Origin of the sequence: Desulfonauticus submarinus (assembly GCF_900104045.1) — a bacterium.
GTDB lineage: Bacteria > Desulfobacterota > Desulfovibrionia > Desulfovibrionales > Desulfonatronovibrionaceae > Desulfonauticus > Desulfonauticus submarinus.
Window position 1 is genome coordinate 24,413 of sequence record NZ_FNIN01000016.1, and the last position, 14,487, is coordinate 38,899.

General features: G+C 38.8%; 30 protein-coding genes. All 30 read right to left on the reverse strand.

Annotated features, from left to right (window positions below; translation table 11 throughout):
- Position 1 precedes the first annotated feature (1 nt).
- Entirely contained in the window at positions 2 to 442 is a 441-nt protein-coding gene (gene rplQ / locus BLP60_RS09720) for a 50S ribosomal protein L17 (protein WP_092066448.1), read from the reverse strand.
- Positions 432 to 1,472: a DNA-directed RNA polymerase subunit alpha gene (locus BLP60_RS09725; RefSeq protein ID WP_092066450.1), complete on the reverse strand. Its 1,041-nt coding sequence runs from the start codon at positions 1,470 to 1,472 to the stop codon at positions 432 to 434. The genes rplQ and BLP60_RS09725 overlap by 11 nt, the downstream gene beginning before the upstream one ends.
- Before the next feature lie 17 nt (positions 1,473 to 1,489).
- A complete protein-coding gene (gene rpsD, locus BLP60_RS09730) occupies positions 1,490 to 2,116 on the reverse strand; it encodes a 30S ribosomal protein S4 (protein WP_092066452.1) in 627 nt (208 codons plus the stop codon).
- 12 nt (positions 2,117 to 2,128) lie between these two features.
- Complete coding sequence (gene rpsK, locus BLP60_RS09735; RefSeq protein ID WP_092066454.1) at positions 2,129 to 2,521, reverse strand: 30S ribosomal protein S11; 393 nt, start codon at positions 2,519 to 2,521, stop codon at positions 2,129 to 2,131.
- 16 nt (positions 2,522 to 2,537) lie between these two features.
- The gene (gene rpsM / locus BLP60_RS09740) at positions 2,538 to 2,909 is read right to left on the reverse strand and encodes a 30S ribosomal protein S13 (RefSeq protein WP_092066456.1); all 372 of its coding nucleotides are present in this window, start codon (positions 2,907 to 2,909) and stop codon (positions 2,538 to 2,540) included.
- A 9-nt stretch (positions 2,910 to 2,918) separates the two neighbouring features.
- Positions 2,919 to 3,032, reverse strand: coding sequence for a 50S ribosomal protein L36 (rpmJ, locus tag BLP60_RS09745; RefSeq protein ID WP_092066457.1), 114 nt, complete (start codon positions 3,030 to 3,032; stop codon positions 2,919 to 2,921).
- A gap of 10 nt (positions 3,033 to 3,042) precedes the next feature.
- Complete coding sequence (gene map / locus BLP60_RS09750) at positions 3,043 to 3,807, reverse strand: type I methionyl aminopeptidase (RefSeq protein WP_092066459.1); 765 nt, start codon at positions 3,805 to 3,807, stop codon at positions 3,043 to 3,045.
- Positions 3,808 to 5,124: a preprotein translocase subunit SecY gene (secY, locus tag BLP60_RS09755; protein WP_092066461.1), complete on the reverse strand. Its 1,317-nt coding sequence runs from the start codon at positions 5,122 to 5,124 to the stop codon at positions 3,808 to 3,810.
- A gap of 1 nt (position 5,125) precedes the next feature.
- Positions 5,126 to 5,572, reverse strand: coding sequence for a 50S ribosomal protein L15 (gene rplO, locus BLP60_RS09760; RefSeq protein WP_092066463.1), 447 nt, complete (start codon positions 5,570 to 5,572; stop codon positions 5,126 to 5,128).
- A 1-nt stretch (position 5,573) separates the two neighbouring features.
- Complete coding sequence (gene rpmD, locus BLP60_RS09765; RefSeq protein ID WP_200779130.1) at positions 5,574 to 5,744, reverse strand: 50S ribosomal protein L30; 171 nt, start codon at positions 5,742 to 5,744, stop codon at positions 5,574 to 5,576.
- Between the two features lie 8 nt (positions 5,745 to 5,752).
- Complete coding sequence (gene rpsE, locus BLP60_RS09770; RefSeq protein ID WP_092066465.1) at positions 5,753 to 6,241, reverse strand: 30S ribosomal protein S5; 489 nt, start codon at positions 6,239 to 6,241, stop codon at positions 5,753 to 5,755.
- 11 nt (positions 6,242 to 6,252) lie between these two features.
- Positions 6,253 to 6,600 (reverse strand): 50S ribosomal protein L18, encoded by a 348-nt coding sequence (rplR, locus tag BLP60_RS09775; RefSeq protein ID WP_092066467.1) that lies wholly within the window; start codon positions 6,598 to 6,600, stop codon positions 6,253 to 6,255.
- Between the two features lie 11 nt (positions 6,601 to 6,611).
- Complete coding sequence (rplF, locus tag BLP60_RS09780) at positions 6,612 to 7,148, reverse strand: 50S ribosomal protein L6 (RefSeq protein WP_092066469.1); 537 nt, start codon at positions 7,146 to 7,148, stop codon at positions 6,612 to 6,614.
- Positions 7,149 to 7,157: 9 nt separating this feature from the next.
- Positions 7,158 to 7,541 carry a 30S ribosomal protein S8 gene (rpsH, locus tag BLP60_RS09785; protein WP_092066483.1) on the reverse strand — a complete coding sequence of 128 codons (384 nt, stop codon included), beginning with the start codon at positions 7,539 to 7,541 and terminating at the stop codon, positions 7,158 to 7,160.
- Positions 7,542 to 7,552: 11 nt separating this feature from the next.
- Entirely contained in the window at positions 7,553 to 7,738 is a 186-nt protein-coding gene (locus BLP60_RS09790; protein ID WP_092066485.1) for a type Z 30S ribosomal protein S14, read from the reverse strand.
- 12 nt (positions 7,739 to 7,750) lie between these two features.
- The gene (rplE, locus tag BLP60_RS09795; protein ID WP_092066486.1) at positions 7,751 to 8,290 is read right to left on the reverse strand and encodes a 50S ribosomal protein L5; all 540 of its coding nucleotides are present in this window, start codon (positions 8,288 to 8,290) and stop codon (positions 7,751 to 7,753) included.
- Positions 8,290 to 8,619: a 50S ribosomal protein L24 gene (gene rplX / locus BLP60_RS09800; RefSeq protein ID WP_092066488.1), complete on the reverse strand. Its 330-nt coding sequence runs from the start codon at positions 8,617 to 8,619 to the stop codon at positions 8,290 to 8,292. Before rplX ends, rplE begins: the two co-directional genes overlap by 1 nt.
- A gap of 1 nt (position 8,620) precedes the next feature.
- A complete protein-coding gene (gene rplN, locus BLP60_RS09805) occupies positions 8,621 to 8,989 on the reverse strand; it encodes a 50S ribosomal protein L14 (RefSeq protein ID WP_092066490.1) in 369 nt (122 codons plus the stop codon).
- 11 nt (positions 8,990 to 9,000) lie between these two features.
- Positions 9,001 to 9,252: a 30S ribosomal protein S17 gene (rpsQ, locus tag BLP60_RS09810; RefSeq protein ID WP_092066492.1), complete on the reverse strand. Its 252-nt coding sequence runs from the start codon at positions 9,250 to 9,252 to the stop codon at positions 9,001 to 9,003.
- On the reverse strand, positions 9,239 to 9,448 hold the full coding sequence (gene rpmC / locus BLP60_RS09815; protein ID WP_092066494.1) for a 50S ribosomal protein L29: 210 nt from the start codon (positions 9,446 to 9,448) through the stop codon (positions 9,239 to 9,241). The genes rpsQ and rpmC overlap by 14 nt, the downstream gene beginning before the upstream one ends.
- A 2-nt stretch (positions 9,449 to 9,450) precedes the next feature.
- Positions 9,451 to 9,861, reverse strand: coding sequence for a 50S ribosomal protein L16 (gene rplP / locus BLP60_RS09820; RefSeq protein WP_092066496.1), 411 nt, complete (start codon positions 9,859 to 9,861; stop codon positions 9,451 to 9,453).
- Between the two features lies 1 nt (position 9,862).
- Positions 9,863 to 10,498, reverse strand: a complete 636-nt coding sequence (gene rpsC, locus BLP60_RS09825) for a 30S ribosomal protein S3 (RefSeq protein ID WP_092066498.1) — start codon at positions 10,496 to 10,498, stop codon at positions 9,863 to 9,865.
- A gap of 11 nt (positions 10,499 to 10,509) precedes the next feature.
- Positions 10,510 to 10,842 (reverse strand): 50S ribosomal protein L22, encoded by a 333-nt coding sequence (gene rplV, locus BLP60_RS09830; RefSeq protein WP_092066500.1) that lies wholly within the window; start codon positions 10,840 to 10,842, stop codon positions 10,510 to 10,512.
- A 17-nt stretch (positions 10,843 to 10,859) separates the two neighbouring features.
- Positions 10,860 to 11,147, reverse strand: coding sequence for a 30S ribosomal protein S19 (gene rpsS / locus BLP60_RS09835; protein ID WP_092066502.1), 288 nt, complete (start codon positions 11,145 to 11,147; stop codon positions 10,860 to 10,862).
- 10 nt (positions 11,148 to 11,157) lie between these two features.
- Entirely contained in the window at positions 11,158 to 11,985 is an 828-nt protein-coding gene (rplB, locus tag BLP60_RS09840) for a 50S ribosomal protein L2 (RefSeq protein WP_092066504.1), read from the reverse strand.
- A gap of 2 nt (positions 11,986 to 11,987) precedes the next feature.
- Complete coding sequence (rplW, locus tag BLP60_RS09845; protein ID WP_092066506.1) at positions 11,988 to 12,278, reverse strand: 50S ribosomal protein L23; 291 nt, start codon at positions 12,276 to 12,278, stop codon at positions 11,988 to 11,990.
- A 1-nt stretch (position 12,279) separates the two neighbouring features.
- Positions 12,280 to 12,900: a 50S ribosomal protein L4 gene (gene rplD, locus BLP60_RS09850; RefSeq protein ID WP_092066508.1), complete on the reverse strand. Its 621-nt coding sequence runs from the start codon at positions 12,898 to 12,900 to the stop codon at positions 12,280 to 12,282.
- Between the two features lie 13 nt (positions 12,901 to 12,913).
- Positions 12,914 to 13,546: a 50S ribosomal protein L3 gene (rplC, locus tag BLP60_RS09855; protein WP_092066510.1), complete on the reverse strand. Its 633-nt coding sequence runs from the start codon at positions 13,544 to 13,546 to the stop codon at positions 12,914 to 12,916.
- 12 nt (positions 13,547 to 13,558) lie between these two features.
- Positions 13,559 to 13,876, reverse strand: coding sequence for a 30S ribosomal protein S10 (rpsJ, locus tag BLP60_RS09860; RefSeq protein WP_092066512.1), 318 nt, complete (start codon positions 13,874 to 13,876; stop codon positions 13,559 to 13,561).
- Between the two features lie 4 nt (positions 13,877 to 13,880).
- A partial coding sequence (locus BLP60_RS09865) for an EF-Tu C-terminal domain-related protein (protein ID WP_252393354.1) occupies positions 13,881 to 14,487 on the reverse strand: 607 nt, incomplete at its 5' end.

The window sequence follows — 14,487 nt, forward strand, 5'->3', positions numbered from 1 at the left end:
ATTAATCCTCTGTCTTTTCAATGTCTTCTTTTGGTTCCGAAGACTCAGAAGCTCCTGTTTTCTCTACGCCCTCTTCAATATTTTTGGCTCTACTAAACTCTACAATAGCAAGCCTTGCACAATCCCCTTTTCTAGGCAAAGCAAGTTTTACAACTCTTGTGTATCCACCTTGAACACCTTGGAAACGTGGTCCTATTTCCTCAAACAATCTTTTTACTAATTTATGATTTTCTAAAATTTTAAAAGCTTGTCTTCTTGCATGTAAATCATTTCTAAGTGCCAATTTTACAAGTTTATCTGCAACTCTTCTCAATTCTTTGGCCTTAGGTAAGGTTGTTTTTATCCTCTCATGGATTACTAAAGATTGAGCCATATTTTTAAACATGGCTTTTCTATGTTCCCACGTTCTATTGAGTTTACGACCTTTTTTTCTATGCCTCATTGTCTTCCTTCCTCTTTAACCATTCTTTATATTTCTCTTCAAAATTATCAATCTTCATACCAAACTCAAGACCTAAAGAGTTTAAAACTCTCCAAATATCATCTAAGGACTTACGCCCAAAGTTTTTAATTTTAAGAAGCTCATTTTCAGTTTTCTGAACTAATTCCCCAACCAAAGTAATACCAACACTCTTTAAACAATTACTTGCTCGTGGAGGTAATTCCAAATCATCTATATGCTTAAATAAATGCTCATTTAACTCTTCTTTTTCTTCCTCTGCCTCAGGCACTCCAACATCATCTACTTCATCAAAATTAATAAAAATAGTTAACTGATCTTTTAAAATCTTAGCACTATAGGCTACTGCATCTTCAGGAGTTACAGAACCATCTGTCCAAACTTCTAAAATCAATTTATCATAATTAGTCATTTGTCCAACACGAGCTTGTTCTACATTAAAAGCCACTTTCTTTACTGGTGAAAAAGATGCATCTAATTTAATTACTCCTATCTCATTATCAAGACCTTCATGTAACTCAGCAGGAACATACCCCTTTCCCATTCTCACCTCTAAATCCACTACAAAGTCAATATCATCTGTTAAAGTGGCTATATGAAGTTCTGGATTTAAGACTTTAACATGAGGACTCTCTTTAATATCTCTCGCAGTTACTTCTCCTTTTTCATTAGCAATCAACTGGAGATGTTGAGGTTCCTCTGTAGTCATTTCAAAACGAACCTGTTTCAAATTCAAGATAATATCCGTTACATCTTCTAACACACCTGGAATAGTAGTAAACTCGTGCTGAACTCCTCTAATTTTTGCTGCCACAATGGCAGCACCTTGCAAAGAAGAAAGCAACACTCTCCTTAAAGCATTGCCCAAGGTAGTTCCATACCCTCTCTCCAAGGGCTCACACACAAACTTACCATAAGTGTCTGTAGATTTCTCATCTCGGACAAGCTGCCGTGGTTTAACTAATTCTGTCCAATTTCTTGTATTTATAAGCTTGTCACCACTTCTTATCATTTTAAATCACCTACTTTTTACTTAGAGTACAACTCAACAATGAGTTGTTCGTTAATTGGGAAGGTTATATCTTCTCTTGTTGGCATTGCTTTTACAACACCCTTTAAACTATTCTCATCCACCTCTAACCAGCCAGGGATACCCTTTCTGGCCAAAGTTTCTAAAGCATTCTTAAAAATAAGCTTTTCTTTGCTTTTTGCCTTTACTTCTACCACATCATTTTCTCTTACTAAAAAAGAAGGGATATCTACTTTTTTGCCATTCACCAAAAAATGACCATGACGAATAAGTTGTCTGGCCTGGGTCCTAGACTCAGCAAAACCTAATCGATAAACTACATTATCTAATCTTCTTTCCAACAAAATTAAAAGATTGGCACCAGTTGCGCCTTTCTGCCTAGCAGCTTCTTTAAAATAATTTTTAAACTGTCGCTCTAAAACCCCATAAAGGCGTTTAACCTTTTGTTTTTCTCTTAACTGAATAGCATAGTCAGTAAGTTTCTTACGCATTCTTCCATGCATTCCAGGGGCAAAAGGCCGCCTTTCAAATGCACACTTATCAGTAAAACAACGATCTCCCTTTAAAAACAACTTTGTGCCCTCTCTTCGACACAAACGGCATCTTGCTTCTCTATATCTAGCCAATTTTTATCCTCCTTAAACTCTGCGCCTTTTAGGCGGTCTGCAACCATTATGAGGAATAGGAGTAATATCTCTAATAAATCTTACTTTAAATCCCGCAGCCCCAATTGCTCTCATTGCAGACTCTCTTCCCGCTCCTGGGCCCTTTACTAAAATACCTACAGTCCTCATCCCATGATCTTGAGCGGCTTTTGCAGCCATCTCTGCTGCTTTCTGAGCCGCAAAGGGAGTGCTTTTTCTAGACCCTTTAAATCCTGCAGTACCTGAACTAGCCCAAGAAATTACATTACCTTTTAAATCAGTAAAGGTAATAATTGTATTGTTAAAGGAAGAAGTAATATAAACTAATCCTGTAGGGATATTCTTTTTTTCCTTTTTTTTCCCGCTTCTTCTACGCTGCTTTGCCATCTAACCTACTCCCATTCTACTTTTTCTTTTTCTTCATCACAGATCTACGAGGGCCTTTTCTCGTACGAGCATTTGTATGTGTCCTTTGACCTCGTACAGGAAGCCCCCTTCTATGCCTTAACCCCCGATAACAACCTATCTCCATAAGCCTCTTAATATTTGCCGTTATCTCACGTCTTAAATCACCTTCTACCTTATAATTATTTTCAATCTCATTTCTAATGGCATTAACTTCCTCAGGAGTTAAGTCATCTGTCTTCTTAGTCCATTCAATACCTGTAGCTTCTAAAATTTTTAAAGCAGAGGTGTGACCAATACCATAAATGTAAGTTAAAGCTATATCCAGCCTCTTATTTTTAGGTAATTCTACTCCAGCTATTCTAGCCACTTTTGCCCCCTAACCTTGTCTCTGTTTGTGCCTAGGATTCTCACAAATAACTCGTAAAATCCCCTTACGGCGAATTATCTTACACTTAGAACAAATTTTTTTAACAGAAGGTCTAACTTTCATAAATCCCCCACTAAACTTCACTTAAAATCATTGGTTCCTCAGAAGTTATGGCTATAGTGTGCTCAAAATGAGCAGCCAAACTCCTGTCCTTAGTTACTGCTGTCCACTTATCAGCCAAAATCTCTACCTCATCAGTACCTATTGCCACCATTGGCTCAATAGCCAAAGTCATCCCTGCCTTCAAAGTAATTTTTGAGGCATTAAAAGGAACAAAATTAGGTACTTCTGGCTTCTCATGAAGGCGAGTGCCAATTCCGTGCCCTACAAACCTCTTGATTACGTGAAAGCCCTTGCCCTCCACGTAATCCTGAATTGCCGCGGATATATCATATAAATTATTTCCAGCCCTAGCTTGATCAATACCTAAATAAAGAGCATTTTTTGTAACATCCATCAAACGAGCAGCTTGCTCACTAATCTCTCCAACAGCAAAAGTTCTTGCTGCATCTCCAAAAAAACCCTTATACACGACTCCCATATCTACACTTAAGATATCACCTTCTTCTAATGGCCGAGTATTAGGAAAACCGTGAACTATCTGCTCATTTACAGAACAACACAAAATAAAAGGATAACCATGATAGCCCTTAAACGCAGGCCTAACTTTAAACTTCTTACAAAGGGTCTCTGCTTTACGCTCTAAATCTAAAGTTGTCAATCCTGGCCTAATAGCTTCTCTTATCTCTTCTAAAATAATGGCTACTATCCGATTGGCCTCCCTCATTAGACCAATCTCTTCTCTATTTTTAAGGAAAATACCTTTATACTTTTTCAATTAAAACCTACGTCCTTTCAATTTAGCTTTGCCCATCAAACCTTCATATTGTCCACTTATCAAATAGGACTGCACTTGAGACATTGTATCCATAGCAACTCCAACTACAATCAATAACGCAGTGCCACCATAGTAGAAAGGAACGTTAAATTGTTTGATTAAAATCATGGGTAAGATACAAACTATTGAAATATAGATAGCACCCCAAAAAGTAAGTCTAGAAAGCACCCTGTCTATATATTCTTTTGTCTTCTCTCCTGGTCTTATCCCAGGAATAAATCCCCCATGATTTTTTAAATTATCTGCTATGTCTTTAGGATCAAAAATAATAGCAGTATAAAAATAACAGAAAAACACAATCATCCCGATATAAAGTATACTATACCAAATTGTTCCAGGTAGAAAATAACTGGCTACTTGTTTAACCCAATCTACATTGGAAAAATTAGAAATAGTTGCAGGAAACATTAAAATAGAAGAAGCAAAAATAGGTGGAATAACACCTGCTGTATTCAACCTCAAAGGAAGAAAACTACTTTGTCCACCATAAAGCTTTCGCCCTACCATTCTCTTAGCATATTGAATAGGTATTTTTCTAACTGCTCTTTCCACATAAACAATACCAACTAGAACCCCCACCATAATCAATAAAACTAACAACAATGTAAACAATGAAGTTTCACCTGTGCTAATTAATCTAAAAGAATTAATAAGAGCACCAGGCAATCTAGCTATAATACCTGCAAATATTATAAGAGAAATACCATTTCCAATGCCAAACTCGGTCATCTGCTCACCAAGCCACATTAAAAAAACAGTACCTGAAGTTAAAGTGATCATAGTGGTAAGACGAAATGCCCAACCACCCTGATATACAATTGGAGTGCCTGTAGGACTTGTCATACTTTCTAAGCCTATTGCAATTCCAATACCCTGGACTAAAGTAATTGCTACCGTTAAATACCTTGTATATTGGGTAATTTTTTTTCTTCCTGCAGCTCCTTCCTCTTTACTGAGTCGTTCTAGTTCTGGAATAACCGCTGTTAAAAGTTGAATAATAATAGATGCAGAAATATACGGCATAATACCCAAAGCAAAGATAGAAAGCCTATTTAGACCTCCACCAGAAAACATATCAAACAGGCCGAGTAAAGTATTCTGAGCCTGACCAAAAAAAGCAGCCAAGGCACTCCCGTCTACACCTGGTACAGGAATATGTATTCCCACTCTATATACAGCGAGCAATAAAAACGTAATTAAAATTCTTTTTTTTAGCTCGCCAAGGCCAGACATATTTTGAGGCACACTTTGAACCATACTAACCTTCCAGTTGGGTTATACTACCGCCCGCCTTTTCTATCTTTTCTTTGGCGCTTTTACTAAACTTATGAGCAGTAATTTTTATTGCTTTTCTTACTTCACCTTCTCCTAAAATTTTAACCGGCAAAGTCTTTTTTACCAATCCACTGGCATAAATGTCCTCTATACTAATTTCCTCTTTATCTTCAAACTTCTGAAGCAAAGACCCAAGATTTACAATAGCATATTCTACTCTAAAAGGATTTTTAAATCCTCTTTTAGGCAGCCTCCTCTGTAAAGGCATCTGTCCACCTTCAAACCAACGAGCAACTTTTCCGCCACTTCTAGACTTTTGTCCTTTATGGCCTCTACAAGAGGTTCCACCATGGCCACTACCATCTCCTCGGCCCACTCTTTTTCTGCCCTTTCTTTCGTGCTCAAATGGATACAATTCATGTAGTTTCATTTTACTTCACCACCTCTACAAAAGTTTGCACTTTTTTAATCATCCCAAGGACAGCATCATTTTCTGGAAGCTCTTTTATTTGATTAATTTTTCTAAGCCCTAAGGCCTTAATTGTTCTTCTCTGTTTAGGCTTTAGTCCTATAAGACTTCTTTTTAACTTTACCTTAATCATATGCGCTCCTATTTAACAAGCCTTACCTTTTTACCTCTCATTAAACTTACTTCCTCAGGTGTCACCAATTCGCTTAATCCCTGAATTGTAGCCTTAAGTACATTGTGGGGATTATTGCTTCCAAGGGATTTAGTCAAAACATCTTTTACTCCCAAAACTTCTAAAACTGCACGAACAGTACCACCCGCAATAATACCTGTACCAGGACTAGCAGGCTTTAACAAAACCCTACTTGAACAATATTCTCCTATCACTTTAAAGGGAATAGTGGTACCATGCAGAGGAATCTCAACCATATTCCTTCTTGCCTTTTCCGTGGCTTTTCTTATGGCATCTGGTACTTGATTAGCCTTACCAAGGCCATATCCAATCTTCCCTTTACCATTGCCAACCACAACTAGGGCACTAAAGCTAAATCTTCGACCACCTTTAACAACTTTAGCAACTCGATTGAGGTAAACTATCTTTTCTATAAGCTCCAATTCTTTCTTTTCCATTGATCACCCTCTTAAAATTTTAGTCCACCTTCCCTGGCACCATCCGCCAAAGCCTTTACTCTACCATGATATAAATAACCATTGCGGTCAAAAACAACTTTCTCAATCTTAGCCTTTTTAGCCAACTCAGCTATTTTTAACCCCACCTCTTTGGCAACTTCCTTACTGACATTTTTTTTGCCCATTGCCAAAGAGCTATAAGCCACAAGAGTATGCCCTTTGGTATCATCTACTACCTGAGCATAAATATAACGATTTGAACGAAATACCACTAACCGTGGCCTTTCTGGCGTACCATAAATCTTTTTACGAATTCTAATCTTTCTTTTTAACCTGGCTTCTCGTCTAGTTCTTTTCATTGCTTCACCCACTACTTCTTACCAGTTTTCCCAGCTTTACGTCTTATTTGCTCATCTAAATACTTAATACCCTTTCCTTTATATGGCTCTGGTGGACGCACTCGTCTAATACGAGCTGCATATTCACCTACTCTCTCTTTACTAATACCTAAAATAGTCAATTTATTACCTTCCACCTGAGCACTCAAATCTTTTGGTAATTCCATTTGTACGGGATGAGAATAACCTACATTCAGCTCAACTTTATTACCTTTCACAGCTACTTTATATCCCACCCCAATTACCTCTAATGTCTTTTTAAACCCTTCACTTACACCTACTACAGCATTATAAAGCAAAGTCCTTCTAAGCCCATGTTGTTCTCTTGCTACCCGTGTATCATCCACACGCTCTACAAAAATCTTACCTTCTTCCTCTCGATATGTAATCTTAGGATGGGTAGAAAGAGCAAGCTCACCTTTTGGGCCCTTTACCTTAATTACACTTTTTTCAAATTTAACCTCTACACCCTTGGGTAGAGTAATTGGTTTCTTTCCAATTCTTGACATGACAAACTCCTACCAAACCTCACAAATTAATTCGCCACCAATATTTTCCTTTCTGGCCTGCCTTCCTTCCAAAATTCCCTTAGGAGTAGATAAAATAGCGATTCCTAAGCCATTTCTTACAATAGGAATCTCCTTCGCCTTTACATATACTCGCCGACTTGGCTTACTAATCTTTTTCAACCCCTTAATGACCGGCTTCCCTTGATAATATTTAAGATAGACCTTTAATTCTTTATCTTCTTCAATATAATCTTTAATAAAACCTTCTTCTTTTAAAATCCTTAAAATTTCAGCCTTCATTTTACTGGCAGGAATAGAAACCTCTTTGTGCCTGGCCAAATGGGCATTTCTAATTCGAGTTAGTAAATCGGCAATGGGATCAGTTAATTGCATTTTTAAACTCCTTACCAACTAGATTTTCGCACACCTGGCAATTCACCCGCCAATGCCATATTTCTAAAACAGATACGACAAATACCAAACCTTCTCAAAAAGGCCCTCGGCCGACCACAGAGAGGACACCGATTATACTTACGAGTAGAAAACTTGGGTTTTCTCTTGGCCTTTACAATCAAAGCTTTTCGCGCCACGGAAAATCCTCCTTACTTCTTAAAAGGCAAACCCAACATCTTTAACAAGACCTTGCCTTCTTTATCCGTCTTTGCACTAGTAACAATAGTAACATTCATTCCCTTTACTCTTTCAACTTTATCCAAATCTACTTCAGGGAATATAGTGTGTTCCCTGATTCCAAGAGTAAAGTTGCCCCGGCCATCAAATCCTCGATCTGGAATACCTCTAAAGTCCCTCACTCGGGGCAAGGCAACATTGAACAACTTATCTAAAAAGGCCCACATTCTTTCCCGGCGCAAAGTTACTCTTACTCCAATTGGCTGCCCTTCTCTTAACTTAAAAGCAGCAATCGATTTTTTTGCACGGGTAATTACAGCCCTCTGACCTGCAATAAAGGTCAGTTCTTCTACTGCATCCTGGATAAGCTTGTTATTCTGGCTGCCTTCCCCTAATCCCATGTTTAAAGAAACCTTCAGTACTCTAGGTACTTCCATGGGAGACTTGTAATTAAACTCTTTCATCAAATGAGGAACTATCTTCTCTTTGTATAACTTCTCTAACCTCATCATTACTGCACCTTACTAATTACTTCATTACATTTTTTACAGAAGCGAACTTTCTTACCATCCTCAGTAAACTTAAAGCCGACACGGGTTGGCTTAGCACAAGAGTCACACAACAGAGCCACATTGGAAATATCTATAGGAGCCTCTTTTTCCACAATACCTCCTGGCTCATTGCGATAAGGATTAGGTTTAACATGGCGCTTAACTTTATTCACGCCTTCTACTATCACCTTATTCTTATCTCTTAAAATCTTTAAAACCTTGCCAACCTTATTTTTATCCTTACCGGCTATTACCATTACCTTATCATTAACCAATATCTTCTGTGCCATTTTACAGTACCTCAGGAGCTAAAGATACAATCTTCATAAAATTCTTACTTCTTAGTTCACGACCCACAGGGCCAAAAATACGAGTACCTATAGGCTCTAAATTTTTATTTAACAATACCGCAGCATTCTCATCAAAACGAATATAAGAGCCATCTGGACGACCCACTTCCTTCTTTGTTCTAACTACTACGGCCTTATATACCTCACCCTTTTTTACCTTTGAGTGAGGAATTGCCTCCTTTACTGAGACTACTATGATATCACCTATACTAGCATATCTTCTTCTTGTGCCGCCAAGCACCTTTATGCAGGCGACCTTTTTAGCCCCAGAATTGTCCGCTACTTCTAATTTACTTTCAACCTGTATCATCGCCTACCTCGTTACTTAGCTTTTTCAATAATCCGGACTAAATGCCAGCGTTTGCGGGCACTAAGAGGTCTAGACTCAACAATCTCTACCTTGTCCCCCATCTTACAATCATTGTTGGGGTCATGGGCCATAAACTTTTTTCTTTTTTTAACATACTTTTTTAATAGTGGATGCTTTACTAATCTTTCTACTTGCACCACTATTGTCTTATCACCTTTGTCGCTCACCACGACGCCAACTAATTTTCGCCTATTTGCTCTCATTTTGAGACTCCAACTCTTTTTCACGTAATACGGTTAAAACCCTGGCAATATCTCTCTTTACCTGGGGAATACGCTGGGTATTTTCAAGTTGCGCTGTGGCATGCTGAAAGCGTAAGTTAAACAATTCTCGCCTAAGATCAGCTAACTTCTTATGTAGTTCTCCCACAGCCAATGAACGCAGTTCTTTCGCCTTCACTTCTACATCTCCTTAACCACTATTGCGGTTTTTATGGGCAGCTTATAAGAGGCTCTGCGTAAAGCCTCTTTGGCCAGCTCTATGCTAACCCCTTTTATTTCATATAAAATTTTACCCGGCTTTACCGGAGCACACCAACCCACTGGGGAACCTTTACCACTTCCCTGCCTTGTCTCAGCAGGCTTTGCTGTAATAGGTTTATCAGGAAAAATTCTAATAAAAATTTTTCCTCCTCTACGAATATGCCTAATCATGGCTACACGAGCAGCCTCTATCTGCTGACTAGTCAGTTTTCCATGCTCAAGAGCCTTTAAGCCTACATCTCCAAAACTCACCTTGTTGCCACGATAAGCCTTTCCTCTTAACTTTCCCTTCTGCTGCTTACGATATTTAACTCTCTTTGGACTGAGCATTTTAATTTACCTCGTCTAGAATATCACCTTTATAAACCCAAACCTTAACACCTATAACACCATAGGTAGTTTTGGCTATGGCAAAGCCATAATCTACATCTGCACGCAAAGTCTGCAAAGGAACCCGTCCTTCCCTCTGCCACTCTGTTCGTGCAATCTCAGCACCGCCTAACCTACCTGCACAAGAAACCTTTATTCCCTTTACACCAAATTTTGTAGCTAAACCAATGGCTCTTTTCATTGCACGTCTAAATGCTACACGTCTCTCTAATTGCAAGGCAACATTCTCTGCTATAAGCTGGGCATCTGTCTCAGGGCGTTTCACTTCTAAAACTTCTATATTAAACTCTCTTTTAAACTTCTGCTGAAGTTCCTTTCTTAAATTCTCAATCTCTACGCCTTTTCGACCAATCACAATCCCGGGCCTAGCAGTATTAATAATAACCCTTACTTTATCTGCTGCCCGCTCTATTTCTATCTTAGATACCCCAGCATGATACAATTTGTCTTTCACAAATTTTCTAATATGCCTGTCCTCATAGACAAACTGAGGATACTCTGCCTTTGCATACCAACGGGACAGCCAATTTTTGGTATAACCTAAACGAAAACCGTATGGATGTACTTTCTGACCCAAAACACGCCCTCCTATGCTTCGTCTACTATAACTGTTATGTGACTGGTCCTCTTCCGGATATAGAAGGCCCGGCCCATAGCATAAGGTTTTATTCTTTTCATTGTAGGGCCTTCATCTATTAAAACCCTTTTCACATAAAGATTATCTATATCCAGACTCATATTATGCTCTGCATTAGCAATAGCAGAACTCAAGACCTTTTCTATTAACCTGGCTGCTTTTTTGGGTGTAAACTTTAAAATATTTAAAGCATCCTCAATAGGTTTATCTTTTATCAAATCCGCAACCAACCTCGCCTTTCTCGGCGAAATCCTAACATATTTAGCAACAGCTTTAACTTCCATGGCTCGTTACCCTTATTTTATTTTTTACCCTTACCTTTACTCTTCTTATCAGCAGCATGTCCATAATAAGTCCGGGTAGGAGAAAATTCTCCTAACTTATGACCTACCATGTTCTCTGTTACAAATACTGGTATAAACTTTCTACCATTATGAACAGCAAAGGTTAGACCTACCATTTCAGGAATAATGGTGGACCTTCTGGACCAGGTCTTAATTACTTTTTTACTCTTCTCCTGCCGCGCCTTCTCAACTTTCTTTAACAAATGATCATCTACAAAAGGACCTTTCTTTAGTGATCTGGGCATATCTCACCTCTTATTTGCGCCTTTTTACAATAAACTTACTAGACTGTTTCTTTGGATTCCTCGTCTTATAGCCCTTGGTAGGCCAACCCCACGGAGAACAAGGATGTCTTCCACCAGAAGACCTTCCTTCACCACCACCCAAAGGATGGTCAATGGGGTTCATAGCAACACCTCTAACCTTAGGCCTTCTACCCAGCCACCTATTCCGACCTGCCTTACCAATCGAAATATTCTCATGATCTAAGTTACCAACTTGTCCAACAGTGGCCATATTTTTAGCCAAAACATATCGTATTTCTCCAGAAGGAAGTCTTAACAAAACATACTTTCCTTCTTTCGCCAAAACTTGAGCATAAGTTCCAGCTGAACGTGCAAGTTGACCACCTCGACCATAAGTAAGTTCAATGTTATGGACAATTGTACCTACAGGAATATTTTCTAAAGGCAACGCATTGCCTGGTTTAATATCTACATCTGTTCCAGCTACCACTTGATCTCCTACATTTAAACCTACAGGAGCCAAGATATATCGCTTTTCTCCATCCAAATAACTTAGAAGGGCAATTCGCGCACTTCTATTAGGATCATATTCTATAGCTGCTACCTTTGCTGGAACACCAAACTTATCCCGTCTCTTAAAATCTATAATCCTATATTTTCTCTTATTTCCACCACCCCTTCGCCTGGAGGTCACTCTACCATAATTATTGCGACCACTCTTCTTATTCAATCCCTTAGTTAAAGACTTCTCAGGGGTTGTCTTTGTAATTTCTTCAAACGTGGAAACTGTTTGAAAACGTCTTCCAGGAGAGGTGGGCTTTAACTTTCTAACACCCATAACTAAACCCCTTCAAAAAATTCAATTTTATCCCCAGGCGCTAAAGTCACATATGCTTTTTTGCTGCCAGCCTTTTTGCCAACAACTCTGCCAAATCTCTTTAAAGCCCTGGGTCGTTTACGTACCACATTTACCCTCTCAACTCTTACCCCAAAAAGCTCTTCTACCGCACTCTTTATCTGGTACTTATTAGCCTTAGGATGAACTAAAAAAGTTACCTTATTATCTCTATCTTTTAGTAGAGTGCTCTTTTCTGTTAAAAGAGGTTTAATAATAACCTGTGTAATGTCCATTTTATCCCAACCTTTCCTGAAGTTTAAGAATAGCTTCTTTTTCTATTACTACCTCAGAATGTTTTAATGCATCATAAGTATTTAATAATTCCTGAGTTAAAACTGCCACCCCAGGAACATTACGAGCAGAAAGCTCAAGGTTGTTATACCTTTCTTGCAAAACAATCAAGGGTTTTTTTAATCCCAAGCTATTTTTTACTTCTACAAACTTTTTGGTTTTAATTTCTGGAAAGTCAAACTTGTCTACTATTTTTAATCTATTTTCTTTTAAAAGAGAACTTAAAGCCATCTTTAAGGCCAATCTCTTAACCTTTTTATTTACCTTAAAAGAATAATCTCTAGGCTGAGGTCCATGTATCACTGCTCCACCTCTCCATAAAGGAGAACGAATTGTTCCTGCTCTAGCTCTACCTGTTCCTTTTTGCCTCCAAGGTTTACGGCCCCCTCCACGTATCTTAGCTCTATTCTTAACACTTACCGTACCTTGACGTTTAGCTGCCAAATGAGCCCTTACAACAAAATGGAGCAATTCAGGGCGAACCTCTAGGCCGAAGACATCCTCTCGTAACTCAATATCTCCAACTTCCTGATTTGTCTGAGAATATACTTTTGCCTTAATCATCTTCTTTTGCCTCTTAGCTCTGCTTTCGTAGTAATACTAAGCTATTTTTAGGTCCTGGAATCTGACCCTTGATTAAAATAACATTGTCCTCTGGCCTTACACCAACAACCTCCAAGTTACGATAAGTAACTTGTTTATTTCCCATATGGCCAGCCATTTTTTTACCCTTAAACACCTTCCCAGGATAGGCACATTGCCCTATAGCACCTGGAGAACGATGTACTTTTTCAGCACCATGAGAGGCGGGAAGACCTCCAAAACCCCAACGCTTCATAACTCCAGCAAAACCTTTTCCCTTTGAAGTTCCTGTAACGCTAATTCTCTCTCCAGGCTCAAAAATTTCTACAGTAATATCCTGGCCAAGATCAAACTCAGATCCATTTTCAACCCTAAACTCTTTTAAATATCTAAAATATCCTTTTTTTGCTTTTGCAAAATGCCCCTTTAAAGGTTTATTGACCTTTTTCTCTGATACTTGTTCAAAACCAAGCTGAATAGCTTCATATCCATCAGCTTCTTTGGTTTTTACTTGAATAACAGGACAAGGCCCAGCCTGGACAACTGTCACAGGCACAACTGAACCATCTTCACCAAAAATCCTGGTCGTTCCTATTTTTTTTCCAATTATTCCAAGTCCCTTACTCATCTTGTCCTCGCCTTATAGCTTTATTTCAACGTCAACACCTGCTGGCAAATTAAGTTTGCCTAAAGCATCTACCGTTTGCTGAGTTGGTTCTAGTATATCTAACAAACGCTTATGAGTTCTTATCTCAAACTGTTCACGAGACTTTTTATCTACATGAACAGATCTATTTACTGTCACTTTATGAATTTTTGTGGGCAAAGGAATTGGGCCAACTACACTTGCCCCCGTATTTCTAGCAGAGTCAATTATCTCTGCAACAGCTTTATCTAAAATTCTATAATCATAAGCTTTTAACTTAATTCTTATTCTATCACTTGTCATTGTAACCATATGCCTACTCCAATATATCTGTGACTACGCCAGCGCCTACTGTCCTTCCACCTTCACGAATCGCAAACCTCAATCCCTTCTCCATCGCTACTGGCGCTATTAACTCTACCTCAAACGTAGTATTATCTCCAGGCATTACCATCTCTACTCCCTCTGCCAATGTCACCACTCCCGTAACATCCGTAGTCCTAAAATAAAACTGAGGCCTATATCCACTAAAAAATGGAGTATGACGTCCTCCCTCTTCCTTCGTCAATATATATACCTCTGCCTTAAACTTACGATGCGGCGTTATACTACCTGGCGCTGCCAATACCTGACCTCGCTCTACCTCATCTCGCTTAACTCCCCTCAACAATACTCCTACATTATCTCCCGCCTGACCCTGATCCAATACCTTACGAAACATCTCTACCCCAGTACAAACCGTCTTCTGCGTCTCCTTAAATCCTACTATCTCTACCTCATCTCCTACCTTGATTATTCCTCGCTCAACCCTACCTGTTACTACCGTACCACGACCAGATATACTAAATACATCCTCTATCGGCATCAAAAATGGCTTATCTATATCACGCTTAGGCTCTGGTATATACTCATCACAAGCATCC